Origin of the sequence: Hymenobacter fastidiosus, assembly GCF_039539565.1 — a bacterium.
Lineage (GTDB): Bacteria > Bacteroidota > Bacteroidia > Cytophagales > Hymenobacteraceae > Hymenobacter > Hymenobacter fastidiosus.
In genome coordinates, this window is sequence record NZ_BAABDJ010000002.1 from 222,015 (window position 1) to 245,910 (window position 23,896).

The 23,896-nt window shown below is 60.7% G+C and carries 15 protein-coding genes and 1 other RNA gene; 4 read left to right on the forward strand and 12 right to left on the reverse strand.

All coding sequences use genetic code 11. The features are described from left to right. Positions 1–171: 171 nt before the first annotated feature. A complete protein-coding gene (locus tag ABD833_RS01730; RefSeq protein WP_345070559.1) occupies positions 172–2,586 on the forward strand; it encodes an alpha-ketoacid dehydrogenase subunit alpha/beta in 2,415 nt (804 codons plus the stop codon). 144 nt (positions 2,587–2,730) lie between these two features. Here ABD833_RS01730 and ABD833_RS01735 read toward each other — a convergent pair whose 3' ends face one another. After that, positions 2,731–3,303, reverse strand: a complete 573-nt coding sequence (locus ABD833_RS01735) for a hypothetical protein (RefSeq protein WP_345070560.1) — start codon at positions 3,301–3,303, stop codon at positions 2,731–2,733. 121 nt (positions 3,304–3,424) lie between these two features. On the opposite strand from ABD833_RS01735, the gene ABD833_RS01740 reads away from it, so the two are divergent. Continuing rightward, positions 3,425–4,426 (forward strand): acyl-CoA synthetase family protein, encoded by a 1,002-nt coding sequence (locus ABD833_RS01740; protein WP_345070561.1) that lies wholly within the window; start codon positions 3,425–3,427, stop codon positions 4,424–4,426. A 391-nt stretch (positions 4,427–4,817) separates the two neighbouring features. Here the strand turns inward: ABD833_RS01740 and ABD833_RS01745 are convergent, their stop codons facing one another. The 8 genes from ABD833_RS01745 to ABD833_RS01780 all read right to left on the reverse strand — a co-directional run bounded on the left by ABD833_RS01745 (position 4,818) and on the right by ABD833_RS01780 (position 14,826). Next, the gene (locus tag ABD833_RS01745) at positions 4,818–5,975 is read right to left on the reverse strand and encodes a sigma-54-dependent transcriptional regulator (RefSeq protein ID WP_345070562.1); all 1,158 of its coding nucleotides are present in this window, start codon (positions 5,973–5,975) and stop codon (positions 4,818–4,820) included. A gap of 240 nt (positions 5,976–6,215) precedes the next feature. Next, positions 6,216–6,688: RNase P RNA component class A (gene rnpB / locus ABD833_RS01750), an RNA gene on the reverse strand. A gap of 44 nt (positions 6,689–6,732) precedes the next feature. Then, entirely contained in the window at positions 6,733–7,017 is a 285-nt protein-coding gene (locus tag ABD833_RS01755) for a DUF4242 domain-containing protein (RefSeq protein WP_345070563.1), read from the reverse strand. Positions 7,018–7,131: 114 nt separating this feature from the next. Further along, entirely contained in the window at positions 7,132–8,985 is a 1,854-nt protein-coding gene (locus ABD833_RS01760; protein ID WP_345070565.1) for a M1 family metallopeptidase, read from the reverse strand. 135 nt (positions 8,986–9,120) lie between these two features. Beyond that, positions 9,121–11,127 carry an SWIM zinc finger family protein gene (locus ABD833_RS01765; RefSeq protein WP_345070567.1) on the reverse strand — a complete coding sequence of 669 codons (2,007 nt, stop codon included), beginning with the start codon at positions 11,125–11,127 and terminating at the stop codon, positions 9,121–9,123. Positions 11,128–11,275: 148 nt separating this feature from the next. After that, complete coding sequence (locus ABD833_RS01770) at positions 11,276–12,166, reverse strand: alpha/beta hydrolase (protein ID WP_345070569.1); 891 nt, start codon at positions 12,164–12,166, stop codon at positions 11,276–11,278. Positions 12,167–12,324: 158 nt separating this feature from the next. Further along, positions 12,325–13,431: a Smr/MutS family protein gene (locus tag ABD833_RS01775; protein ID WP_345070570.1), complete on the reverse strand. Its 1,107-nt coding sequence runs from the start codon at positions 13,429–13,431 to the stop codon at positions 12,325–12,327. 324 nt (positions 13,432–13,755) lie between these two features. Further along, the gene (locus ABD833_RS01780; RefSeq protein ID WP_345070571.1) at positions 13,756–14,826 is read right to left on the reverse strand and encodes a YfiM family lipoprotein; all 1,071 of its coding nucleotides are present in this window, start codon (positions 14,824–14,826) and stop codon (positions 13,756–13,758) included. A 177-nt stretch (positions 14,827–15,003) separates the two neighbouring features. Between ABD833_RS01780 and ABD833_RS01785 the strand changes: the two genes are divergently transcribed. Next, positions 15,004–17,874: a DUF4961 domain-containing protein gene (locus ABD833_RS01785; protein WP_345070572.1), complete on the forward strand. Its 2,871-nt coding sequence runs from the start codon at positions 15,004–15,006 to the stop codon at positions 17,872–17,874. A 67-nt stretch (positions 17,875–17,941) separates the two neighbouring features. On the opposite strand, the gene ABD833_RS01790 is transcribed toward ABD833_RS01785, so the two are convergent. Further along, a complete protein-coding gene (locus ABD833_RS01790) occupies positions 17,942–18,790 on the reverse strand; it encodes an N-acetylglucosamine kinase (RefSeq protein WP_345070573.1) in 849 nt (282 codons plus the stop codon). A gap of 366 nt (positions 18,791–19,156) precedes the next feature. Here ABD833_RS01790 and ABD833_RS01795 point away from each other — a divergent pair, with 366 nt between their 5' ends. Next, positions 19,157–20,395, forward strand: coding sequence for a T9SS type A sorting domain-containing protein (locus ABD833_RS01795; RefSeq protein ID WP_345070574.1), 1,239 nt, complete (start codon positions 19,157–19,159; stop codon positions 20,393–20,395). A 989-nt stretch (positions 20,396–21,384) separates the two neighbouring features. Here ABD833_RS01795 and ABD833_RS01800 read toward each other — a convergent pair. Next, positions 21,385–22,158 carry a SusE domain-containing protein gene (locus ABD833_RS01800; RefSeq protein ID WP_345070575.1) on the reverse strand — a complete coding sequence of 258 codons (774 nt, stop codon included), beginning with the start codon at positions 22,156–22,158 and terminating at the stop codon, positions 21,385–21,387. A gap of 79 nt (positions 22,159–22,237) precedes the next feature. After that, the gene (locus ABD833_RS01805) at positions 22,238–23,893 is read right to left on the reverse strand and encodes a RagB/SusD family nutrient uptake outer membrane protein (RefSeq protein ID WP_345070576.1); all 1,656 of its coding nucleotides are present in this window, start codon (positions 23,891–23,893) and stop codon (positions 22,238–22,240) included. Positions 23,894–23,896 lie beyond the last annotated feature (3 nt).

The following is a 23,896-nucleotide window of genomic DNA, read 5'->3' on the forward strand; positions in this document are numbered from 1 at the left end:
GCCTGTAGCTCCGTAAGTCAAAGATAGATAAAAACCAGGCTGATTCGTACCAGGGCCGGGAAAGGTCCCGTGTTGAACGTCGCGGCCAAATCCGTACTTTTGTGGGCCTGCTTTCGGCGCCGGCCTTCTCAGTATCTTTTCCGCCCGCTAAAATCCCCGCCCATCCGTCTTATGCCCACTGCTGAACCTCTCGTCGCGGCTACTGCTGCCCTTAGCAAAGAAGACCTGCTCCGTGACTACCGCCTGGGCTGGGAAAGCCGGCACGCCTCGCTCGCGGGCCGCAAGGAAGTATTCATGGGCAAAGCCAAGTTCGGCATCTTCGGCGACGGCAAAGAACTGCCCCAGCTGGCCATGGCCCGCGCCTTCCAGCCCGGCGACTTTCGCTCCGGCTACTACCGCGACCAGACCTTTATGCTGGCCGCCGGGGAGCTGACCTGGCAGCAGTATTTCGCCCAGCTCTACGCCCACCCCGATGTCGAGGCGGAGCCCGCCACCGCGGGCCGCGCCATGAACGGCCACTTCGCCACCCGCCTGCTGGACGAGGACGGCAACTTCAAGAACCTGGCGGAGCTGAAAAACTCCTCCGCCGACGTATCGCCCACGGCCTCCCAGATGCCCCGGCTCGTGGGCCTGGCCTACGCGTCCAAGCTCTACCGCCAGAACCCGGAGCTGCACGAGCTGACCCAGTTTTCGGTGAACGGCAACGAAGTGGCTTTCGGCACCATCGGCAACGCCAGCACCTCGGAAGGCATGTTCTTCGAGGCCATCAACGCCGCCGGCGTACTGCAGATTCCGATGCTGGTGAGCGTGTGGGACGACCATTACGGCATCTCGGTGCCGGCCGAATACCAGACCACCAAGCAGAGCATCAGCGAGATTCTGGCCGGCTTCCAGCGCAACGCGCCCGGCGAGCAGGGCTTCGAGATTTTCGTGGTGAAAGGCTGGGACTACCCGGCTCTGGTCGATACTTATCTGCGGGCCGCCGAAGTATGCCGCCGCGAGCACGTGCCGGTGCTGATCCACGTGACGGAAGTAACCCAGCCCCAGGGCCACTCCACCTCCGGCTCGCACGAGCGCTACAAGAGTAAAGACCGCCTCGGCTGGGAAGAGGAGCACGACTGCCTGCGCAAGATGCGCCAGTGGCTGCTGGCCGAAGGCCACGCCGCGGAAGACGAGCTCAACCAGATTGAAACCGAGGCCAAGGACGTTGTCAAGCAGGCCCGCGTAGCGGCCTGGGATGCTTTCTTCAACCCCATCAAGCAGGAGCGCGACGAAGCCGTGGCCCTGCTGGAGGCGTTGGTAGCCGAAACCGGGGAAGAAAATTCCCTGCACGACATGGTGGAGCACCTGCGCCACAACCCGACGCCCATCCGTGCCGACATCGTGCGCACCGTGCGCCGGGCTCTGCGCTTCGTGCGCGCCAAGCGCAGCAACGCCCGTCAGGATCTGAAAGACTACCTGGAGCAGGCGCTGGCCGAAAACGCTGACCGCTACAACTCCTACCTCTACAGCCAGAGCGAGCAGGCGGCGCTGAACATCGACGTCGTGCCCGCTGAATTCGCCGCCGATGCCGCGCCCGTCGATGGCCGGGAAGTGCTGCAGGCCTGCTTTGAAGCCAACTTCCGCCGCGACCCAACCATCTTCGCCATCGGCGAGGACGTGGGCCGCATTGGCGACGTGAACCAGGCCTTTGCCGGCTTGCAGGAGAAATTCGGCGAGCTGCGCGTGACCGACACCGGCATCCGCGAATGCACGATTGTGGGCCAGGGTATCGGGGCGGCGCTGCGCGGGCTGCGGCCCATCACCGAAATCCAGTACCTCGACTACCTGCTCTACGCCATTCAGATTCTGAGCGACGACGTGGCCTGCCTGCAATACCGCACCAAAGGCGGGCAGAAAGCGCCACTCATCGTGCGCACGCGCGGGCACCGGCTGGAAGGCGTGTGGCACTCCGGCTCGCCCATGGGGATGATTCTGAGCAGCATCCGCGGCATGCACGTGCTCGTGCCGCGCGACATGACCCAGGCGGCGGGCTTCTACAACACGCTGCTGCGCTCCGACGAGCCGGCCCTGGTGATTGAGTGCCTGAACGGCTACCGCCTCAAGGAGCGGATTCCGCAGAACGTGGGGGAGTTTACCTTACCGCTGGGCGTGCCGGAAGTGCTGCAAAAGGGCACCGACCTCACCGTAGTAACCTACGGCTCGATGTGCCGCATCGTAATGGATGCCGCGAAGCAATTAGCCGAAGTGGGTATTTCGGTGGAGGTTATCGACGTGCAGACGCTGCTGCCCTTCGATCTGGACCACGTGATTGCCGACAGCCTGCGCAAAACCAACCGCGTGCTCTTCGCCGACGAAGACGTGCCCGGCGGCGCCACCGCCTACATGCTCCAGCACGTGCTCGACGAGCAGCAGGGCTACCAGTTCCTCGATTCGCAGCCGCGCTGCCTGGCGGCCCAGCCCCACCGCCCGCCCTACGGCTCCGATGGCGACTACTTCAGCAAGCCCAACGCCGAGGACGTGTTCGATGCCGTGTACGAGCTGATGCACGAAGCCGAGCCCAAGCGCTTCCCGGCCATTTACTAGGTAGCCGGGGTAGCCAGCGCCGGGTTAAACGCATTGGCTGGGTAGCTCAGCCGGGCTGGCCGGCCGGGGGCCGTTTGGGGAAGAACAAGAAACGGCCGGCTGGATATTCCAGCCGGCCATTTCTTGGCCCGTATTCACCTTGCGCTAGGGCTGCACCAGGTAGGAAGTGGTAGTAATCTTGTTGCTTTCGTTCAGGGCCCGGTCCATGATGCTTATCTCGAAGCGGATGATGTCGCCGGGTTTAATAGGCTTATCGGTGTCGATGTCGAAATTCGTGGTAAACGTCAGATCCCCTTTCAGCGGCGCGGCCTTGCCTCCCTCCGGGTCGAGGGGAGGGAAGGTGGAGTCGTAGGGGAACCGGGGGTCCACGAGCGGTACGGGCTCAAATCTGCCCTGGCCGTTCTGCCGGAATATCGTGATGAAGTAGTTGTAAAAGTTGCGGTTGCGCGGGGCGCCCTGCTGAGGATCCTGGTAGTAGGGGCTGCCCTTGGTTTTCTGGTCGTTGGTCAGGCCCAAATCGCCTTCGCCATCCTGAAAGCTGACGGTTACGGCTACCTGATCCTGCGGGACAATGTTGGGATTAGGATCAGTGATCCGGGTCACTTTCAACTCCTTGAACTCGATGTTGGGCGTGCTGGGAAAATCCGGCGGGCTTATGCACGAGCTGACGGCCAACGCAGTAAGCAGGAGCAGCGAACCTGAAAGAGTACGTAACATGGCCATAGGAAATAGAAAAACGGGTCCGGAACAGCTTCCACCGCGAATGAGGGAAGGTACGACTTCTCAACGATGTGCTGCCGGGTTTGTTACCCTTATCCGCTAACCCCGCCCTTATAGAATGAGTTTCCGCCCCGCTTATCTGTCCGAGCTGTCTGCTCTTCGCCCCGCTACATTTGAGGATCTGGCCCTGCGCCTGTTCCGGCATCAGGCCGCGCAGTGCCCGCCCTACCGGCAGTGGCTGGCCGCGCTGGGTCGGCGGCCCGCAGCCGTTCAGCGGCTGGAGGATATCCCCTTTCTGCCCATCGAGTTTTTCAAAACCCACGACGTCCGCACCGAGCCCGCCGGCTGGGAGCCGCAGGAAACGTTCCTGAGCAGCGGCACCACGCTGCCGCAGCGTAGTCGTCACCTCGTGCGCGACCCGCTGCTCTACCGCCACAACGCGGCCCGAATTTTTGAAAGCCTCTACGGTCCGCTAACCGACTACACGTTTCTGGCCCTCCTGCCCTCCTATCTGGAGCAGGGCCAGTCCTCACTGGTGGCCATGGTCGACTACTTTGCCAAAGAATCCGGCCAGCGCCAACCGGCTTTTTTCCTGCGCGACCATGCCGCGCTGCTCCGGGCGCTGGCCCAAGCCAAGCAGCAGACCGGCCGCCGCGTCCTGCTCATCGGGGTTTCCTACGCCCTGCTCGACCTGGCGGCTGAAGTGGGGGCTGCGCCGGAGCTGCAAAACCTCACGGTGCTCGAAACCGGGGGTATGAAAGGCCGCCGCCGCGAAATGATCCGGGAAGAGCTGCACGCCGAACTGCAGCAGGCTTTTGGGCCCGCCGGCATCCACTCCGAATATGGGATGACCGAGCTCTTGTCGCAGGCCTACAGCCGGGGCGACGGCCGCTTCCACTGCCCCGCGCCGCTCCGTATTCTGCTCCGCGACCCCGCCGACCCGTTTTCGGTCTCCGCCTCCCGCCCCGACGGGGCCATAAACGTTATTGACCTGGCCAACGTGGATTCCTGTGCTTTTCTGGAAACCAAAGATCTGGCCCGGCAGCATCCGGATGGCTCGTTTGAAGTGCTGGGCCGGATGGACAACTCGGATGTAAGGGGGTGTAATCAGCTGGCATAGCCCCACCCCAACCCCTCCCCTGTGGGAGCTAGGGTGTACACACAAGTCAAGCGGGGTTGAAGCGTCAGTTTCTACAACCGCCTCAGCAGCTCTGAGAGCCTCTTTTTGCCTCGAAAACATTTTGAATTACATATGTTTTCTTGGCAAAACATCTCTGACAATCAATTGCTTGCAGACTTGTGTGTACACCCTAGCCCTGTGGGAGAGGGGCTTAGATTAGTACCCAATGGTTGATAGCGGGATAGAGTGAACGAGCAGTGACGTCCTCGCGGGCGAGCCGATTTTGCGAACTAGTCAAGCATAAGCGTCGGCCCCGTTTGCCTTACGCGGTTAGCTGACGTTGCAATAGTAAAATAAGCCCCTCTCCCGCAGGGGAGGGGTTGGGGTGGGTCTACTTGCCGGCGTACGTCCTGGCATCCGGCTCCGTAATGGTGTCTTCGCTCATGATGATGAGGCGCTCGACCACGTTGCGCAGCTCCCGGATGTTGCCGCGCCAGTCCAGGCTCTTGAGGTAGTCCAGGGCTTTGGCGTCGATGTTCTTGGGCTTGTCGCCGTAGTCGCGGGCAATGTCCTGCAGGAAGCGCTGCACGAGGTCGGGGATGTCGTCGCGGCGGTCGTTCAGGGCCGGGACTTTGATCAGAATGACGGAGAGGCGGTGGTACAGATCTTCGCGGAAGTTGCGCTCGGCTATTTCCTGCTGCAGATCCTTGTTGGTGGCAGCAATTACGCGTACGTTCACCGTGATTTCCTTTTCGCCGCCCACGCGGGTGATCTTGCTTTCCTGCAGGGCCCGCAGCACTTTGGCCTGGGCCGAGAGGCTCATATCGCCGATTTCGTCGAGGAAGAGCGTGCCGCCATCGGCCTGCTCAAACTTGCCGATGCGCTGCTTCACGGCGGAGGTGAACGAGCCCTTCTCGTGCCCGAACAGCTCCGACTCAATCAGCTCGGAGGGGATGGCGGCGCAGTTCACTTCTACCATCGGGCCGTTGTTGCGGTTGCTGAGCTCGTGCAGCTGGCGGGCCACCATTTCCTTGCCGGCGCCGTTGGGGCCGGTGATAAGCACCCGGGCATCGGTAGGAGCCACCTTGGTAATAGCCTTGCGCACGGCTTCGAGCTCCGGCGAGGTGCCAATCATCTCCGAGCTTTTGGCAATCTTCTTCTTCAGCGTCTTGGTTTCCGTTACCAGCTTGGTGCGGTCCAGGGCGTTGCGCACGGTCACCAGCAGGCGGTTCAGATCCGGCGGCTTCTGAATGAAGTCGAAGGCCCCTTTTTTGGTGGCATCTACGGCGGTTTCGATGTTGCCGTGGGCCGACACCATAATGAAGGCCGAATCGGGGGAGGCCAGCTGGGCCCGCTCCAGCACTTCGAGGCCGTCCATCTTGGGCATCTTGATGTCGCAGAGCACCACGTCGTACTTGTTCCTGATCATCAGGTCGAGGCCCGTGGGGCCGTCCTCGGCCTGGTCGACGGTGTAGCTTTCGTACTCCAGGATTTCCTTCAGCGTGTTGCGGATGGCTCGTTCGTCGTCAATTATGAGAATGCGGGGCATGGGTGCGGGAAAGTCAGAATGGGGATGGCGAAGTAACGAAAACGCCCGGACAAAGGATGTGCCTCCGTCCGCAGTTAGTAACAGACCGTCATTCCGAGCGCAGCCGAGGAATCTCGCGTGCTGACGTATGATTAGTAATCCAATATCAGCACGCGAGATTCCTCGGCTGCGCTCGGAATGACGGTCTGTTAAAAACTCAAACAGCCGCCGCAACTACGAAAGCTGCGGCGGCTGCGAAAGACGCATGATGAGTCTGTAAGCCGGGTTTTGTACGCCGCCCCGAAGGGCCGCGTCTCCACCATTTATCTAGGCCAGTCCTCGCGGAAAGGCTCCATCAACCTACCCACGGATGCCGGACGAGCCGCCCGGTGCCCGGGGTTGCCCCCGGACGTATCCGCTTATTTGGTCTTTCAACCCCTGAGGTTTACCCAGCCGGACTGGTCACCCAGCCGCTGGTGCGCTCTTACCGCACCTTTTCACCCTTACCTGGTTTCAGTTGCCGGTTGCCAGTTACCAGTTACCAGTATTCCGAAGAACGAACTGGCAACTGGCAACCCGCAACTGGTAACCGATACCCGGCGGTTATTTTCTGTGGCACTGGCTGTCCTGGCTTGCGCCAGTCCTTCCCGTTAGGAAGCAGGGTGCGCTGCGTTGCCCGGACTTTCCTCGTCGCCGGCTTAAAGCCCCGGCGCCGCGGTGGAGCGACTCATCACGGGGTAAAGGTAGGGGGATAAACTTAGTACGACTGCATTCGGGGCTACGCCGTGGCCAATTCTGCCGTGGCCGGACTGATGACGGTAGATACTTTGGAAACCGAGTTGGCCGGAAAGCCGCCTTGCCGGGCGTGCTCGCGGACCATTTCCTCGTTTTGGGCGTTGTACACGCAGTAAATTTTGTCGGTGGTCACGTAGCTGTGGTCCCACTGAATTTCGGGGCCCATCTTGTCCAGCACCCCGCAAGAGGTTTGGGAAATGGCTTTTAGCTGCTCGGGAGTCAGGTTTCCGGCACCGGGAATTTCCCGCTCGATTACGTACTGAGGCATTTTGCTGGGGCGTTAAATTCAACTAATAATTCAAATATAACAATTAATAGTTTTAATTCTCTCGAATGGCGGGGCTTGCAACGCCCCGTTGGGGCTTGACGGTTCCACTTTATCCTACTTCCCCTCCCACACGTTATCCACCTTGTTATTATCCGGCACGTAGGTGCTGCCCAAGACTACTTTCTTCACCGCTTTGCCGCCCTCCACGGGCACCGTTACGGTGGTGTTGCCGGCCTGCCAGACGGCTACCGAGCGGTGGATTTTCTGGGTGGTGTTGTCGGCGAAAGTTATCAGTAAATCCACCGGCACGGGCTTGGAGCCTTTGGCGGCTACTGTAACTCCTTCGGGCGTGACGCTCTGGATGGCCAGGTCGGGGTAGCCGCCGTCGAAAAACCAGCGCTGCCAGAACCAGTTCAGGTTCTGGCCGGCCCCGGCGTTTATGCTGTTGAAGAAGTCGTAGGGCATCGGGTGCTTGCCGTTCCAGTTGCGGATGTAGGTGTGCAGGGCCTTGGTGAACAGCTCGTCGCCGAGCATATCCTTCACGTAGAGGTAGCCCAGGGCGGGCTTGGGGTAGGAGTTGAGAAAGAACGCCGTGCCGCTTTGCTGGGTGCTGAGCGTGGTGATGGGCACGTCGACCTCGGTGGCCGCGGCGCAGGCGTAGGGCTCCACGCCGTAGTCGTCCACCATCTTGGGCTCGATGAGCGGGGAGATGATCCACTCGCCGATAGTGGCCCAGCCTTCGTCCATCCAGCCGTACTTGGTTTCGTTGGTGCCCATATAGAACGGGAACATGGTGTGGAATATCTCGTGGTCGGTGAGGGTGATGACGTCCTCGCGCTTATCGAGCGGGTTGTCGTTCACCATCATCGGGTATTCCATCTGGTCGAGGCCGTCGAACACGGTTTCGTGGGCGTAGGGGAAGGGCCACTTCGGAAACGTGTAGCTCATGGCCTCCACCGTCTGCCGCCCGAACTTCGTTACTTCCTCAAAGTCCTTGTGCTTGGGGTTGTACACGGCATCGACGCGGGTGCGCCGTTTGGTAGCGGGGTCCACGACCAGGCTGGTGGCCTGCCACACGTAGTGGTCGGTGGTGGCAAACACGAAGTCGGTTACGTTTTTGGCCTCAAACCGCCAGGTATTCCGGGCGTTGGCGGCCGTAATGTCCTGGCGGGCCAGGTCGGCGGGGCCGATGATGGTGGTGTAGCCGTTCTTTTGCTCAGCGTCGCGCAGGCGCTGGGCGTACTTTTTGGTCAGCACCTGATCCGCATTCAGCAGGTCGCCGGTGGCCCAGACCACGAAGTTGCGGGGCACGGTAATGGCGGCCTTGAAGTTGCCGAAGTCGTTGTAGAACTCCTGGCTGCCGTTGTAGGCAAACGTGTTCCAGCCGTCGATGTCGTCGTAGACGGTGATGCGGGGGAAGAAATAGGCCACGAAGTCGGCATTTTCCTCCACCTCCCCGGTGCGCATGTGGGAGCCTTTGTTGAGGATATAGGAGTAGGCCACCGTCACTTTCGCCACCTGCCGCGGCCCCAGCGCCCGGCGCAGACTCACCGGCATATTCGTGCCGTCGATGCGCAACTTATCCACGTCGGAAGCCACGCCGTTGATGCTGAGCTGCTCGATTTTGACGCCCTCACTCACGTCCTCGGGCTTGATGGACGATGCCCGGGCACCGCCCTTCTGGTAGTAGTTGGGGTAGAGCTTAAACCAGATCTGCCGCAGCGAATCGGGGCTGTTGTTGAGGTAGGTGATGTCCACGGTGCCCTTCACCAGGCGCGTGGCCGGGTCGAAGCTGACCTTGATATCGTAATCAGCCGTGTTCTGCCAGTATTTCGGACCGGGCTGGCCGGTTTCGCTCCGGGTGCCTTTGGCGTAGGTGGCCTGCAGGTTGAGCGGCACGGGTAAGGTTTGCTGGGCAATAGCCGGGGCGCTGAGCAGGAGCAGCACGACGAGGAGCTTCAGGTTCATAAGGGGTAGAATATTTCTGCAAAGTAACGAGGGTGGCACCGTATTCAGCCCCGAACAAACAGCGGCGGTTCCCGCAGAGGTCCGCAGAAGTTTCGCGGAGGTCCGCGGAGCGCGAGCGTCCGAAAACCGGCCGGCTTACTTTCCAAAGGGGTTCCGGGGCTTGGGGGCGCGGCGCGCCGCGCCGGCCCGCACCGGCGGCCTGGGCAGCGCTTCCGGCTCGGGCAGCACCTGGGCTTCGCGCAGCGCCTCGCGCAAACAGCTGAGCTTGTTGTGCTTGGTGTAGAGGCCTTCGGCAAACAGCAGCACCTGATCGGTGAGAGCGGGTAGCTCATACAGCATTTTCAACCAGCTGCCGATGCGCTGATACAGCTCCGGGCTGCGGCGCGTTTTGTCGTCGAGGTAGTCTTCGGTGCGCTCCATTACCGCGTCGAGGGTGGCCTCCGGGTCGTGGCGGGCGGCCAGCACCAGGATTTCGGGCAGGTCGGTCAGGTCCGGGGGGGCATACATGGACCAGCCCGAGCTGCGGGGACGTGGGTGCCAGTTGAACCCCAGCACGAGCGGCAGCAGCTCGGCGGCGCGGTTTTCGGCCAGCAGCACCCGCGCCCGAAACAGGGGGCTGAACTGATTGGGCATCTGTACCAGCACCCGCAGCACGAAGGCGGTCCGCTCCTTGTCGGTCCAGAGGCCGGCCAGCGTTTCGAAATCGGCAAAATCCTGCCCGGCATTGAGGCGCTGGGCCAGGGCTTTCACGTAGAGGGCGCGGTGTTCGGCGGGCCGCACCTGGGCCAGCACGAAGGGGCCAACCAGCTGGGCGTAGCGGGGCAGGTAGAGCTCGGCCGCCCGCAGCAGGTCCGGCCGCCGGTCGTGGTCAAGGTAAAACTGAAGCAGACTCAGGGCAACGGTGGGGCTGAGCAGGGCCTGCTGCACGGCCAGCGGCTCCCAGGCGGCCCAGTCGTGGCAGCCGGCGGCCAGGCCCATTTTCAGCAGCACCGACAGCTGACCCGCGTGGGGTCGCAGCACCTCGCGCAGGGCCGGGGCCAGGCTGGGGTTGGCGGCCGCCGCCAGCAGCAGCGCCTGACCGCCCTGGGGCAGCGTGGGGGCCCATTGGGGCTGACCGGGGCGGGAAGGCCACAGAGCCTCTACTACCGGCCGGATCAGCAGGGGCAGGCAGCGGGCCGCTTCCGCCGGCGCGAAATTCTGCTGCCTTAGCCACCGCTCCACGCCCGTTTCAGCCATCAGCTGCATCCACACCTCGGCTACCTGCGGAGCATAGTACCTATCCGAAAACAGGTAATACTCATCCGTTGCGGGCCGGGTGGCGGCGCTGATGCCCAGCCAGGCCCCGTGCCAGCGGCGCAGGCCCTCGGCCAGCCGCCCAGCCGCCAGTGCCGCCTCTATGGCGTGGGCCGCTGGCAGCAGCGCCGGCTCCAGCACCTGCGCGATGCGCTGGGCCAGCGGCAGCACAAACCGGCTTGCCCCGGCCCCGATTCCGAACATGATGACGGGCTTTTTTCCATCATCGTCGGCCAGCTCGCCGTAGCCAAAGCGCAGGCTGCCCAGGGCGTGGCGCATCTCGTCGCGCAGGGCTTCCAGCTGGGGCAGGGTAGGGTCGGCATCGAGGGGGTCGGGGAGCAGGGCGGGACCGTAGAAGTGAGTGATGAAGGCGCGGGCCAGGGCCGGGCTTTGGCGCAGCTGCAGCTCCAGAAACTTCAGCTTCTCGGGCTTGCCCACCTTGCGCAGTGCCGCTTCCAGCTCCGAAGCCGAAACTACCGCGTCCACCGGCGCGGCTGGGTTGGTCGCCCCCGCTATCTGAGGTGGGGTTTCAGGGTTTTTCGGGGACCTGGCGCCTGATTTAAAGGTTGCGGCCTCTGGCCCAAACTTGTTCAGGACGGCCAGCCCCAGCGCCACGCAGTGCTTGCAGATGCCTTCGTGGTCGTAGGGACAGTCGCACCAGAAATCGGGGCCTTCGCCCGTCAGCGTGAGCGCCACGGAGTAGTCGATGGAGCCGCGCACGAAGGCGGAAAAATAGTCGTCTTCGACCCGGTGCCGGACGCGGCCCACGGCTCCTACTTCAAAGTAGGCCTGCCCGCGGCTGAAACTGGCGGCGGTGGCTTCGGCGCGCAGATCGGCCAACGTGAACATAGGCAGGAACGGAAACGGCAAGCTCAAAAGTAGCCCAAATTCTGAATTGGCGGCAATGCCGGAAACGGGCAGGGCCGGCGGGAAACCGCGGCCGGAATTTCCCGCAGAGGTCCGCGGAGGTTTGCGCAGAGGTAGGCCGAGGTGGGCGCTACCCCATTTCCGCCCGCAGCTGCCGCAGAATGGCTTCCCAGTGTTTCAGGTACAGCATGTGGCCTTCGTCGGGTAGCAGCCGGAGGTGGGCCCGCGTAATCCGGTCGGTCAGGTAGTGGAGGCTGTCGGCGGGCCAGATGGTGTCGGCCGTGCCCTGCCAGATGGTGGTGGGCGCTTCGATGGCGGAGAGCGAAAACGAGAGTGGCCGGCAGATGGCGCGGCTGTCGAAATACACGCCCTGGCCCTCGTGGGTGAAGCCCTGCACGGCCGCGTCGCGCAGCAGGGCGCGGTTAGCCGGCTCAAAGCCCACGACCTGCTCGGGCGGCCCGAAAATCAGCGTGAGAAACTTGTCGATGGACGCGTCGGGCTGCTCGTGCCACTCCTCACTGATTTCGGCGAAGGCCCGCTTACCCAGCGCGGGCAGGTACTCGTTGGCGTAGCGTACGGCCTTCCAGCCGATGGTGAATTCCTCGTGGGCCGCCGGGTCGCCGAAGGGCAGAATCGGGCTGAGCAGGTGCAGCGCAGCTACCCGCGCCGGGTACAACGCCGCCAGGGCCATGCCGTGCAGCGCCCCCGCCGACCAGCCCGTGACGCCCAGCTTTCCCGGTACCCGCAGCGCCTGCACTGCCAACGCCACATCCGCCGCAAACGAGGCCAGCGTCAGGTTCTCATCCACATCCGACTGTCCCGCCCCGGGCCGGTCGGGCGCCAGTACCTGTACCTGCAGCTCCGCCAGCAGTTCCGCGCACGGCGGTACCGATAAGCCGGAGGAAGCATAGCCGTGGTGAAAAATAACGGCCGGGTGAGCCGGGTTGCCGTAGCGCGTCAGGCCCAGCCGGCGGGAATCGGGCAGGGTAATGGTAAGCGGCTCAGCAGAAGGGGCGGGCATGATGGCTTTGTAGGAGTTTCAACAAAATCGTCTGTCATCCTGAGCCGGCGAAGGGCCTTATCACGGCTGAACGACAAGCGTAATTACGACTTGTTCTACTGTGATAAGGTCCTTCGCGCTGCTCAGGATGACAGACGATTCCAGGTAGTCAACGGGTATTACTTCAGCCGTACCAGCGTGGCGCCGTAGCCGAATTTCTCCTTCTGGGCATCCTCGAAGAACTTGATGTCCTTGTTGCGGCTCAGCAGCTTGTGCAGCTCCTTGCGCAGCGTACCGGAGCCGGAGCCGTGGATAAACACGATTTCGTGCATGTTGGTGGCCAGGGCGCGGCTCAGGGTGTCCTCGAACACGTCGAGCTGGAGCTTCAGAATGGCCGTGTTGCTTAGCGGCTCCTCGGTCGCGGCGTCGGGGCGCAGGGCTTCGAGGTGCAGGTCTACTTCGTGCGACGGGGCGGTAATGGCTTTGGCGGGTTCGGGCGGCGGGGCCAGGGCGGCGGGCTTGGCGGGGGCATTGCCGCTGAGCTGCTGCTGCAGGGTTTCGGCCAGCTTATCGGGGGCTACCACGACCGGAGCGGCGGGCTTCTCATCGAGCTGGAACAGGTAGGCTTCGCGCTGCAGCACCGGCACGTTGGCCTGGCGGCTGGTGTAGAAGCTGGCGGCCCGGAACTGCACGCGCTTGGTCAGCAGCTCATATGCCGTGGGGTCGTTCAGCTGGTGGGGCAGCAGCTGAAACACCAGCGCCGGCCACTTGTCGAAGTCCTTCAGGTGCCAGTGGCCCAGCGCTTTGCTGGCGGTTTTGGCGGGTAGCTTATCGGCCGCGAGGGCGCGGTACTTGCCGTCGGTTTCCTCCCCCTGGGTGAAGAGCACGTCGCGCTCCGTGTGGTTCACGAGGTGCAGGGCCAGCAGCTCCGGCGACTGGTGAGTCAGGGCCAGGTACAGCCCTTTCTGCACCGGTGGGGCTTTGGGCGCGGGGGCATCGGGGGGGCCGGTAGCCTGCTTTTTGGCCGGGGCGGCCGCACTGTTACCCGCCGCCCGGGCAGCGCGGGCGGCGCCGGCGGAAGCAGCTTTCTTCTCGGCGGCAATGGCGCTGGCGCTCTGGCCGAACGCTTTTTGTTCCTCGGCGGCTACCACCACCACTTCGCGGCGCAGCACTGGAATGGTAAAATCATTGTCGATGGCCACCTCTACGAGGTCGTTGTCGAGCAGACGCGTAACGATGCCTTCCTCACGACCGGTGAGCAGGCGGACCCGGTCTCCTACGTTCATATCACTGAAATTTGGAATGTTGAATCTGGAATGCTGACGGAGTCTACGCGACGGGCCGCCCGCGGGGCAAGGTACGTAGAATCAGCCCCGCGGGTCTTTTTGGCAATTATCAATGAGCAATTATCAATGAGCAACTATCAATTATCAATGAGCAATGAACAATGAGCAATGAGCAAGTCGGCTTGTCAGCCTTCCTGCTTCGCCAGCGGCCGTCGGATGAAGGAGGAATGGATGAATGGCACAACTGCTCATTGATAATTGCTCATTGATAATTGCTCATTGCTCATTGATAATTGCTCATTGATAATTGCTCATTGATAATTGTCAATAGTAGAGTCCGTGCAGCACCAGGCCCTGCCGCGAGTTGTATTCCAGGGCCGGGGCGGGCAGGTGAAAAATGCTGGCCACGTAGAACACCCTTTTCAGCAGCTTGCTGCGGGTGGGAATGCGCAGCAGGTTCACGTCGAGGGTGAGGTAGTACTGGCGGTAAGCGCGCAGACCCAAGGCGGCGTTGGCCTGCGGGTCGTTGAAGACCATCTCCTGGGCTCCGTAGCCGACCGCGGGCTGCAGCCACTTGGGCCACCGGCTTTCAGGCTTCAGCCACGCCGCTACGTCGGCGCAGAGCCAGTAGGTCTGGCCGTTGTAGTCCTTCAGGTGCTGCTCGCCCAAGGATTTGCCCAGCACGTTGGGCCGCAGCCTGGCGTAACGGGTGGTACGGAAGGAATATTTGGGCATCAGCCGGACCTCGTTCCAGGTCAGCTGCTGGGCGATGAGGCCGGCCGAGCCGAGGAAGTTAGCGGCCAGATCGGTAGCCGAGGCGCCGTAGGCCGGGTCGCGGCCGTCGAAGTACTCCAGGGGGCTTTGCAGCAAAAAGCCCACGAAGCCGCCGTACCAGATAGCCCGGCGGTCGGGCACGCCGGCCCAGCGCAGCATGTCCACCGCCCCGCGGCTTTCGTGGAAAGCGCCCCAGAAGTGACCGGCCTTGTCCAGCTGCTTCCACTCCGCCAAGTCATCGAACCAGTGAAACCTGGTTCGCTCCCCGGTGTACCAGCCCTGATCTAACAGGTACAGCAGCCCGGAATACGTCACGGCCAGCCCGCCGGCCAGAACAGGCAGCCGCTTGTGCAGACCCGAGGAGTCGGGGGCCGGCAGCCGGGCAGAAGGGGCAGAAGGCCAGGGGCGGGCTGCGGCCGGCCGGATGAAAGCAGGGTTCTCAGAACGGGCTGATAAACCAATCCCGCCTGACCGGACTGGCGGAGCAGCCAGCACGCTTAGTAGTCGGGGCGGTGCGCCGGGTGTCTGCGCCCGGCTGCCGGATGGCAGCGCCAGCAGCACTGCTATCAGCAGGAGAAACCACTGACCAGAGGGAACAAAAAAAGGAGAAGCTGCAGTCATGAAGAAAACGACAGCTCGGGCCGCCGGGGCGTCAAAGCTACGAACAAAAGCAGGGGCCGGCTTGGCGGTCGGATAGATTGTGACGTACCTTTAAGCTCGGCCTTTAGCGCCGGAATGGTTCTTTTTTGTTGCGTAGTATATTCTTGTTTCTGATTTCTTCACTTCCCACCATATTCAATGAAAACATTTCGACTATTGTTGGTCCTGCTGACGCTGCTGACGGGGGCCTCTGCCGCCCGGGCGCAGGTTGTAACGACTCAGCCCGCCACCTTCCGGGAAACGGATCAGGTCACGCTCACCTTCGATGCCACGCAGGGCAATGGGGAACTGGCCAATTTCACCGGCCCCGTTTATATCTGGACCGGAGTTGTCACCAATCTGAGCAGCTCCAACACGGAGTGGCGGCACGTGAAAAGCCCGAATTTTGGCCAGGCTGACGCTGCTGCCCTGATGACGCGGGATGCCACCAACCCCAACCTCTACCGCATCACGCTCACGCCCCGCACGTTCTATCCGGTGCCGGCCAACGAGCAGATTCTGCGGTTGGGGATGATCTTCAAAAATGCCGACGGCTCCAAAATCGGCCGGGGTCCTGCCGGGGATATTTTCATTGATGTCTCCCAGAATATCTTCGACGTCCGGTTCACCAGCCCGGTGCCCACGGGCAGCCCGCAGCTGGTGCCCCTGAACACCCCTTTCAGCGTGACGGGTACTTCGGCCATTCCGGCTACGCTCACCCTCACGCTCAACGGCGTGCAGGTAGCGCAGCAAACCAACGCGACCTCGCTGACGGCTAATGTGACCGTAACTCGGGTGGGCGCCAACACGCTGCGCCTGACGGCCTCCAACGGTACTACATCGGCCTTCACGGAGCTGCAATTGCAAACCCGCCCGGCGGTGACGGTTGCGGCGCTGCCGGCCGGCGCCAGGAAAGACGGGGTTACCTATCTGGCCGGCGGCACCTCGGCTATCCTGAGCCTGACCGCCCCTAACAAGGATTTCGTGTACGCCATCGGCGACTTCAACAACTGGCAGCTGGGCGATAATACCTTAATGAACCGCACGCCCGAAACCGACGCCGCCAACGGCCGCTGGTGGGTACAGATCAACGGTCTCACCCCCGGCCAGGAATATGCCTATCAGTTTCTGGTGGATGGTCAGCTGCGGGTTGCCGACCCTTACACGGAGAAAGTGCTCGACCCCAACAATGACCGCTTCATTTCGGCAACCACTTATCCGAACCTGAAGCCGTATCCGGTGGGCAAAACAACGGGTATCGTATCGGTGCTGCAAAGCAATGCCCCGGTCTACACGTTTCAGACCACCAACTTCCAGCGGCCCAAGCGCACCGACATGGTGGTGTATGAGTTGCTGGTGCGCGACTTCCTGGCCCGCCACGACTATCAGACCCTGACCGATACGCTGGCCTATATCCAGCGCCTGGGCGTGAACGTGATTGAGCTGATGCCGGTGAATGAGTTCGAAGGCAACGAAAGCTGGGGGTATAACTCGTCGTTCTACTTCGCGCCCGACAAGTATTACGGCCCTAAAAATGAGCTGAAGCGCTTCATCGACGAGGCCCACAAGCGCGGCATTGCCGTGATTCTGGACATGGTCCTGAACCAGTCGTTTGGCCAAAGCCCGATGGTGCAGATGTACTTCGAGGGCGGCAACCCGGCCACCAACAACCCCTGGTTTAACCGCACCGCTACCCACCCCTTCAACGTGGGCTACGACTTCAACCACGAAAGCCCCTACACCCGCTACTTCAGCAAGCGCGTAATGGAATTCTGGCTGAAGGAATACAACGCCGATGGCTACCGCTTCGACCTGAGCAAGGGGTTCACCCAAAAGGTAACCACCAATACCGGGGCCTGGAGCCAGTACGACCAGACGCGCGTCGATATCTGGCAGGACTACACCACCTTCATGCTGAGCGTGGATGCCAACGTGATTCCGGTACTGGAGCACCTGGGCAACGATGATGAAGAGCGGGTGCTTTCGGCTATGGGCCTGATGCTGTGGGGCAAAATGACCGATGCCTACAACGAAGGCACCATGGGCTACAACGAGAGTGGTAAGTCCAACCTCAGCCGCACCTACCACGTCACCCGCGGCTTCACCCAGCCGAACCTGGTGGGCTACATGGAAAGCCACGACGAGGACCGCCTGATGTACAAGAATCTGACGTTCGGCAATGTCGCCGGTTCCTACTCCGTGAAAAACCTGAACACGGCTCTGGCCCGCCAGGAGCTGGCCGCGGCCTTCTTCTTCACCGTGCCCGGCCCGAAGATGATCTGGCAGTTTGGGGAGCTGGGCTACGATAAGTCTATTTTCCAGTGCCCCGACGGAACCGTGCCTACGCCTTACGGCAACGACCAGTGCAAGCTGAGCAACAAGCCGGCGCTGTGGAACTACTACCAGGACCCCAACCGCCGCCGCCTCTACGACGTGTATCGCGCCCTGATTGCGCTCAAAGCAAACGAGCCGGTTTTTGAAACGGGCGCCTTCACCCAGAACGTAGCCGGCAGAGTGAAAACCATTCACCTCTCCGATGCCACCCAGAACGTGACCGTAGTAGGCAACTTCGACGTGACGCCCCAGCCGGTGAATCCCGAATTCCAGACTACGGGAACCTGGTACAACTACCTGACGGGGGAAAGCTTCACCGTGACCAACACCACGGCTCCGCTCACCCTGCAACCCGGCCAGTACTTCGTGTACACGTCGCGCCGCGTCAACACGCCGGTGTTTGTGCTGGGCACCAAGCGTGGCCAGGATGCGGCGGTTCTGCAGCTGACGCTGGCCCCGAACCCCGCCAACGACCAGGTGCTGCTGTCGTATCAGCTTGCTAAGCCCGCCCCCGTCACCATCACGGTAACCAACATGCTGGGGGCTACTGTGCGTACGCTGCCGGTTATGTCCCGTCAGGCCGTAGGGGCGCACAGCGTGCCCGTATCTACCACCGGCCTTGCCAACGGCGTATACCTGCTGCGCCTGACGACCGGGGAGCAGCAGCAAACCCTGCGTCTGGTAGTGCAGCACTAAAGGCAGCCTATCAGACATAAAAAAAGCGACCTGCAAGGGTCGCTTTTTTTATGTCTGATAGGCTGCCTTATTTCGTCAGCACCGTGTGGTAGTCTACTAAGTCGTCGATGGGGGAGCGGATGATTTTGCCCACTTCCATGCCGTGGCTTTTGGCTACCTGCGCCAGCGCATCGCGGAAATTGTAGCCCACCGAGCCCACGCAGTTGAAGGAGTAGTCCTGGTAGTTGGGATAGTGCATGACGAGGTTCTGGAAGAACGTCTCGAACCCATCGAGTACGATTTCGCGGCAGTAGCTCACGTTGTTGTGGTCGTAGGCAAACTTGGCGAAGCTGGCCAGAAACCGGTTGGGCAGGGGCTGATTGTAGAGCCGGTCCAGGATTTCGTCCCGGTTCAGACCATAGGCTTCGCGGAAAGCTTCCTGCAATCCATCGGGCAGCAGGTTGCGCAGGTAGTCGCGCAGCAGCCGCTTGCCGATAAACGAGCCGCTGCCTTCGTCACCCAGGAAGTAGCCGAGGGAGTCAACACTCAGCGCCACGTCTTTGCCATTATAGAGGCAGCTGTTGGTGCCGGTGCCCAGAATGGCCGCGAAGCCGGTGCCCAGTCCCAGCAAGGCCCGGGCCGCCGCCAGCAGGTCGTGGTCGACAACTACCTTGGCCTGGGCAAACACCTGGCGCATGGCCGCCGCCACGATTTCCGCTTTCCGCGCCGACGATATACCGGCCCCGTAGTAGTGTACTTCCGTGATGCGGTCCGGTGCCAGCGTATCGGGCAGGTTTTGCCGCAGGGAAGCCAGAATGGCGGGGGTGCCCACAAAATCCGGGTTGTAGCCTTCGGTGTTGAAGTAAATGCGGGTGCCCTCATCATCAATGAGACACCAGTTGGTTTTGGTCGAGCCGCCGTCGGCAATAATTACCATAACAAGGAAACGTGAGTTGAAAAGTGCGAAGGTGAGCGGCAATACCAGCTAGCTCCTTCAGTTAAAGAAGACCTGGTACGGGATGTCCCGTTACGTGCCGTGGGGCCGCAAGCTAGGGCTTCAACGGCAATTATTCATTATGGGAGGCCCGTCAGGCCGACGCTCCTCCCCAACGGAAGAACCCGGAATTGGAATATCGAAATAAACTACGCAAGAAATTTTTGCGGCCAGTTAGTGAAGAATCACTCCGATAGCTTTTATTTGTGGCGCTGCCTGGTATATTTACCCTGTATTTAATGCAGGATCAGGTTTTGAAACACCTTTCTCATTCAACTCACATTTCCATTCTCCTCAATTTTCAACCCAATGAAAAAAATCTTTACCCTCGCAACCCTCGGCCTGCTGTCGGCTGCTTCCTTTGAAGCACAGGCGCAGGTTACGCTTGATGGCCAGCTTACTGCTGCCGAACTCACCGCTGGAAACTATGTGCTGTTAGGTAAAAGCAACAACTTTACGGGCAATCAGAACACCGGCCGGCCTTTCGGCAACAATGGTCTGCTGAGCCTCTATGTGGCCAGCACTCCTACCAAGGTGTATATGTTCCTGGGTGGTACGGTAGAAAACACTGGCAACTCGTTCCAGCTCTATATTGACCGGCCGGGTACTTCGGGGGTACCAGCTGGTACGTTCCTGCCCGCCGGCGAGGCTGGCACCTCATTCGAGAAGGTCACCCGCATCAAGCTGGAGCAAGCCGTAGAGCTGGCGTTGGCCCTGCGTGGCGATGGTGCCCCAGTTGGAGCCGCACCACAGCCCTACAAAGCTGAAGCCGCTATTTACACCTCGGCTACGGGCGTGCAGAGCAAGTCGCTGACGACTGCTCCCGTATCTATCCTGGGCAACGGCACGGCTTTCACCATTCCCGCTACTGCCACCACTGGCTCGTACGCTGGTTTGGCCGGGGCCCGCATGGCTTACCGCAACACCACCACGGGTCAGATTGATACTAACCCCGGCAACACGACTCCTATTACCGGCGCTACCTACGGTGCCGCGGGTTCTTTCGGCTGGGAAATTGAGCTTGACCGCACCGCCCTCGGTGTTACCACCGGCACGCCAGCTTTCCGCATTTTTGCCCTGTACAACAATGGCAACGGCGGCTATGCTTCGGGTGAGTTCATCCCGCAGTCCACCGGTGCTTTGCCAGCCAGCCTGCCCAGCCCAAACCTGGGTGGTGCTGACAACGGTCCTGCCAACGACGTAGACTTCGCTACCATCCCCGGCAGCCAGACCATCGGCTTCTCACTGGGTGCCAATGGTGCCTTGGGCACCAAGGCTGCTGACGAGTCTTCGGTGGCCATGAGCGTGTTTCCAAACCCGGCTGCTGGTTCCGCAACCGTAGCTTACCGGGTAGTTGGTGGCGCTGAGAACGTGCAAATTGCCCTCACCGACCTGACCGGCCGCACCGTACGTGTACTGGCCGCCGGCGTGAAAGGCGCTGGTACGCAGAGCGTGAAAGTAAGCACCGCCGACGTGGCCGCTGGTACCTACATGGTACGGGTACAGGTAGGCGAAAAAGTAGCCGTACGCAGAGTAGTACTGCTGTAAGGATCTTTCGCACCCTCATAAAAAGGCCCCGCGTCCAATCTGGACGCGGGGCCTTTTTTTGGCTTTACTGACTGATGTTACGCGGGGCATTACTGAAACCCTGTTTGAGGAGCTAGTGGTTAGAAGTCAGAATACGGGCAGCAAAGGTAAGGCGCGGCTGCCTTGGCACCCGTTTCGTTCCTTCCTCTTTTAACATCGTCGCGCAGTGGTCGGCGAAAAAAGCAGTAGGGTGGGGGGCTTTCCCCCGCCCGTCGTCGAACGATTGGGGCCGGATTCGTTCGACGACGGGCGGGGGCAAGCCCCGCACCCTACTTCGTGACGAGTATAACACCTGCTTCCTCAACTCCTGACTTCTAACAGCCGGCAACCCGCCTCACCCTGCGTAACATCAGTTACTAGACTTGTTCCTAAATACAGAAAAGCGCAAATTCAGCGGTCATGCTTCATCTGGCGTCCGCGCAGTCGAAGCATCTCTACCGCTTTGTTGCTGTGGCATTGATTACTAATGCGGTAGAGATGCTTCGGCTGCGCGGACGCCAGATGAAGCATGACGTTCTTTTTTCATTATTGCTTATTCGGGAACAAGTCTACTGACTATTGGGGCAATACGTGATGCAAGTTCGACCCGCAGCGCAGAGTCCGGTGCCTCATGGGCAAAATCTACTGCTTCCCACGGGGGCCCGGGCTGATCAGGGCTGTGGCGGAGAGCTGGCCCCGGTTGGAGTATCGGGCGTAAGAGTGGGTTGGGCTGTCAGAGCCCAGGTGGATGCGTGGTGTGGCAGTTTGCAGATCGATGGGTGGCGTATTGGCACCCCGGCCCGGCGGCTTGCAAATTCTCCTCCTGCTGACTGCTGCGCACGGGCTTTTATGAAACCGTGAAGAGAGCCATCCGCTTATTGCTAGAACCCGGTTCGCATACATACAAAGAGCCCCGCTCACTAAGGGGAGCGGGGCTCTTTGTATGTATGCGAACCGGGTTCGAATCCAGCTTAGCGCTTCGTAATGGTGAAAGTAGCTTTGGGGGTAGCATTGACGTTCAACACGATATCATACGTACCCGCTTCCGTAACTACAATGTTCTTCCCGTTAGGCTCCAGACTTTTATCGGCTCCGTCATCACCCAGGTTCAATGCCCAGCCATTGTTGGCTCGGAACTTAAACTCGGCGGCCGTCAATGGAATAGTGATTTTCCAGATACGGTTGCAGAAGTCGTAGGTCATTGGCGTTTCGGCGCCCCAACCGCCGGCTGTAGCTGAGCCGATGATAGCCCATGCGTCAGCGGGAGCAGCCTGGGCCTGGAAGGGCGAGGCCTGAATTCCGCTCAAGGGCGAATACACCGGATCTACCTTGCCACCAACAATGGCCGCCTTTACCCGCACCTCAAGACGGGTAGAAACACCAGAAACAATGTTGCAATCCAGGCCATTGTAAACTTTGTTCAGCTCCCCCACTGTGAATGATTTGGTGAGAACCGGTCCCAAGTCGAATTCCTGGGGAGTAGCGAAGTTAGTGCCTTGTTTGGCAAACTGGAGCGTATATGCCACACCTGCTTTATACCCGAATTCTGCCGGAGTCCAGGTATAGGTCACCGCGCTGGCAGCCGCAGTGGCTGGCGTGAGAGCCGCCGTAGTGGCAGAAGCCTTGAGTTGAGGCGCAGCACCCATTGTGAGTACTACCTTGGTTTCATCTTTTTCGCAAGAGGTCAGGGCTATGGCCATCGTTGCCAGAAAGCCGAGCGCTGTTTGAGTAATCCAAGTTTTCATGGAAAAGCTGTGTTATGGTGAGATTTAAACCGCAATGGGCCGGTGGCCTGAGAAGGCCACCGGCCCTTAAAAAGTTCGGCTAGTAACCAGGGTTCTGTTTCAGATTCTGATTTACCGACAAATCGGAGGACGGAATCGGGTACAGGTTCAGATTATCAGACACTGCTTTGCCATCCTTCACGCCACCTTTCCAAGGCCATAGGTAGGCACTGGTCGTGAACCTGTTGAAGCGGATAAGGTCGGTACGGCGGTAGCCCTCCCAGAACAATTCCCGGCCCCGTTCGTCAAGAATGAAATTCAGCGACAATGAACTTACGTCAGCAATTGTACTGGCTGTATTGATCGGCTGGGCATAAGCCCGGCGCCGAATTTGGTTTACGTAAGTAAGGGCCAGATTGGCATCACCGGTACCCCCCCGCGTTACAGCTTCCGCATAGGTGAGCATCACTTCGGCCAGGCGAATCATTGGAAAGTCAATGCTGGAGAAGTTCTGCGCACCTCCCTGACCTACTCCCGCCGAGCTAACGTTGCGGTACTTCAGCACCCCAAGGCCATCCTCAAAGGCATAGTGGTCGGCAATTTCAACCGACCGCTTAGAGTTGTCCACTTTCTTGGTCCAAAAGCGGCCGCGCGTATCAAGAGCGGTATCCGCAAAGAGGTTGAACAGGCCTTTCGTGGTGCGGAAACCGGCCCAGTTAGTTGTCTGGCCCGTCGCCTTTTGCCATTCCGGGTTAGGGCCGGTAGAGCCATTTACCAGGAAAGTGGTGCCGCCGTAGCTCTGCGTTTTGTTGGCATCGAGCGCAACCGGCCAGATGATTTCCGCCCGGGCCGAAGCCGTGTTGTTGTCTGCCAGAAACAGTCGGCCGTAAGCCGAAGCTACGTTGGGAGCGGCTGTCGTATTCAGGGCGTAGCCAGCATCTATCACCTTCTTCGCCTGGATAGCGGCATCGGTGAAGCGGGCAGTGCCCGTGTATACCTGCGCATTCAGATACAGGCGGGAAAGCATGGCCCAGGCCGCGGCCTTATCAACGCGGGCATATTCGTTGCTGCGCGGCGCGGCGAAGTCAGCGTCGGCGGCCAATGCCGTCAATTCCTGCTCCACGAAGGCGAAGAACTGCGGGCGCGTGTAGTAGGGGGGCTGAAAGAAACCAACCGGGTCGTTTTCAGTTACGAACGGACCATTGCCGAACAAGTCCAGGGCGTGCATGTACGATACGGCCCGCAGAAAACGCGCCTCAGCCCGATACTGCTTCACCTTAGCGGCATCTTCACTGCTCAGGCGGGCCGCGAGCTTCTCGTCCGACGATTCCCGGATAAACTCGTTACAGATGGCAATTTCGTAGTAGATACGGCTGTACAAACCCGTGATTAGCGGGTTGTTGGAGTTCCAGTTCATGTTGTGCCAATCCCGGATGCCCGGATCGGTCCAGTTGGTCAGAGCCTCATCGGTCGACAGCTCCTGGGCGCTCCAGAACTGACGCAGGTAGTCAGAGGTGCCCTCGTCAATGCCGCCAATATCGCCGGACCCGGCCGGGCCTTGCTGGCCCGTTAGCGCGAAGCCGCCATACAGCTTGGCGAGTACCTGGCGGTAACCCTGCAGATCAACATATACGTTTTCGGGGGTGAGTTCAAAGCGGGGCTTCTGGTCCAGCTCTTTCATGCAGGAAGTGCTACCGGTAGCCAGCGCCAGACCAGTTGATACGACAACCAATCCACGGATTAAAGACTTATTCATTGG

What these genes read in the sequence shown, in the direction of transcription:
- ABD833_RS01800 (WP_345070575.1), bottom strand. Translation starts at nt 22,158, where the DNA reads ATGAAAACTTGGATTACTCAAACAGCGCTCGGCTTTCTGGCAACGATG.
- ABD833_RS01790 (WP_345070573.1), bottom strand. Translation starts at nt 18,790, where the DNA reads ATGGTAATTATTGCCGACGGCGGCTCGACCAAAACCAACTGGTGTCTC.
- ABD833_RS01760 (WP_345070565.1), bottom strand. Translation starts at nt 8,985, where the DNA reads ATGAACCTGAAGCTCCTCGTCGTGCTGCTCCTGCTCAGCGCCCCGGCT.
- ABD833_RS01795 (WP_345070574.1), top strand. Translation starts at nt 19,157, where the DNA reads ATGAAAAAAATCTTTACCCTCGCAACCCTCGGCCTGCTGTCGGCTGCT.
- ABD833_RS01745 (WP_345070562.1), bottom strand. Translation starts at nt 5,975, where the DNA reads ATGCCCCGCATTCTCATAATTGACGACGAACGAGCCATCCGCAACACG.
- ABD833_RS01775 (WP_345070570.1), bottom strand. Translation starts at nt 13,431, where the DNA reads ATGAACGTAGGAGACCGGGTCCGCCTGCTCACCGGTCGTGAGGAAGGC.
- ABD833_RS01740 (WP_345070561.1), top strand. Translation starts at nt 3,425, where the DNA reads ATGAGTTTCCGCCCCGCTTATCTGTCCGAGCTGTCTGCTCTTCGCCCC.
- ABD833_RS01735 (WP_345070560.1), bottom strand. Translation starts at nt 3,303, where the DNA reads ATGTTACGTACTCTTTCAGGTTCGCTGCTCCTGCTTACTGCGTTGGCC.
- ABD833_RS01765 (WP_345070567.1), bottom strand. Translation starts at nt 11,127, where the DNA reads ATGTTCACGTTGGCCGATCTGCGCGCCGAAGCCACCGCCGCCAGTTTC.
- ABD833_RS01805 (WP_345070576.1), bottom strand. Translation starts at nt 23,893, where the DNA reads ATGAATAAGTCTTTAATCCGTGGATTGGTTGTCGTATCAACTGGTCTG.
- ABD833_RS01785 (WP_345070572.1), top strand. Translation starts at nt 15,004, where the DNA reads ATGAAAACATTTCGACTATTGTTGGTCCTGCTGACGCTGCTGACGGGG.
- ABD833_RS01780 (WP_345070571.1), bottom strand. Translation starts at nt 14,826, where the DNA reads ATGACTGCAGCTTCTCCTTTTTTTGTTCCCTCTGGTCAGTGGTTTCTC.
- ABD833_RS01730 (WP_345070559.1), top strand. Translation starts at nt 172, where the DNA reads ATGCCCACTGCTGAACCTCTCGTCGCGGCTACTGCTGCCCTTAGCAAA.
- ABD833_RS01770 (WP_345070569.1), bottom strand. Translation starts at nt 12,166, where the DNA reads ATGCCCGCCCCTTCTGCTGAGCCGCTTACCATTACCCTGCCCGATTCC.
- ABD833_RS01755 (WP_345070563.1), bottom strand. Translation starts at nt 7,017, where the DNA reads ATGCCTCAGTACGTAATCGAGCGGGAAATTCCCGGTGCCGGAAACCTG.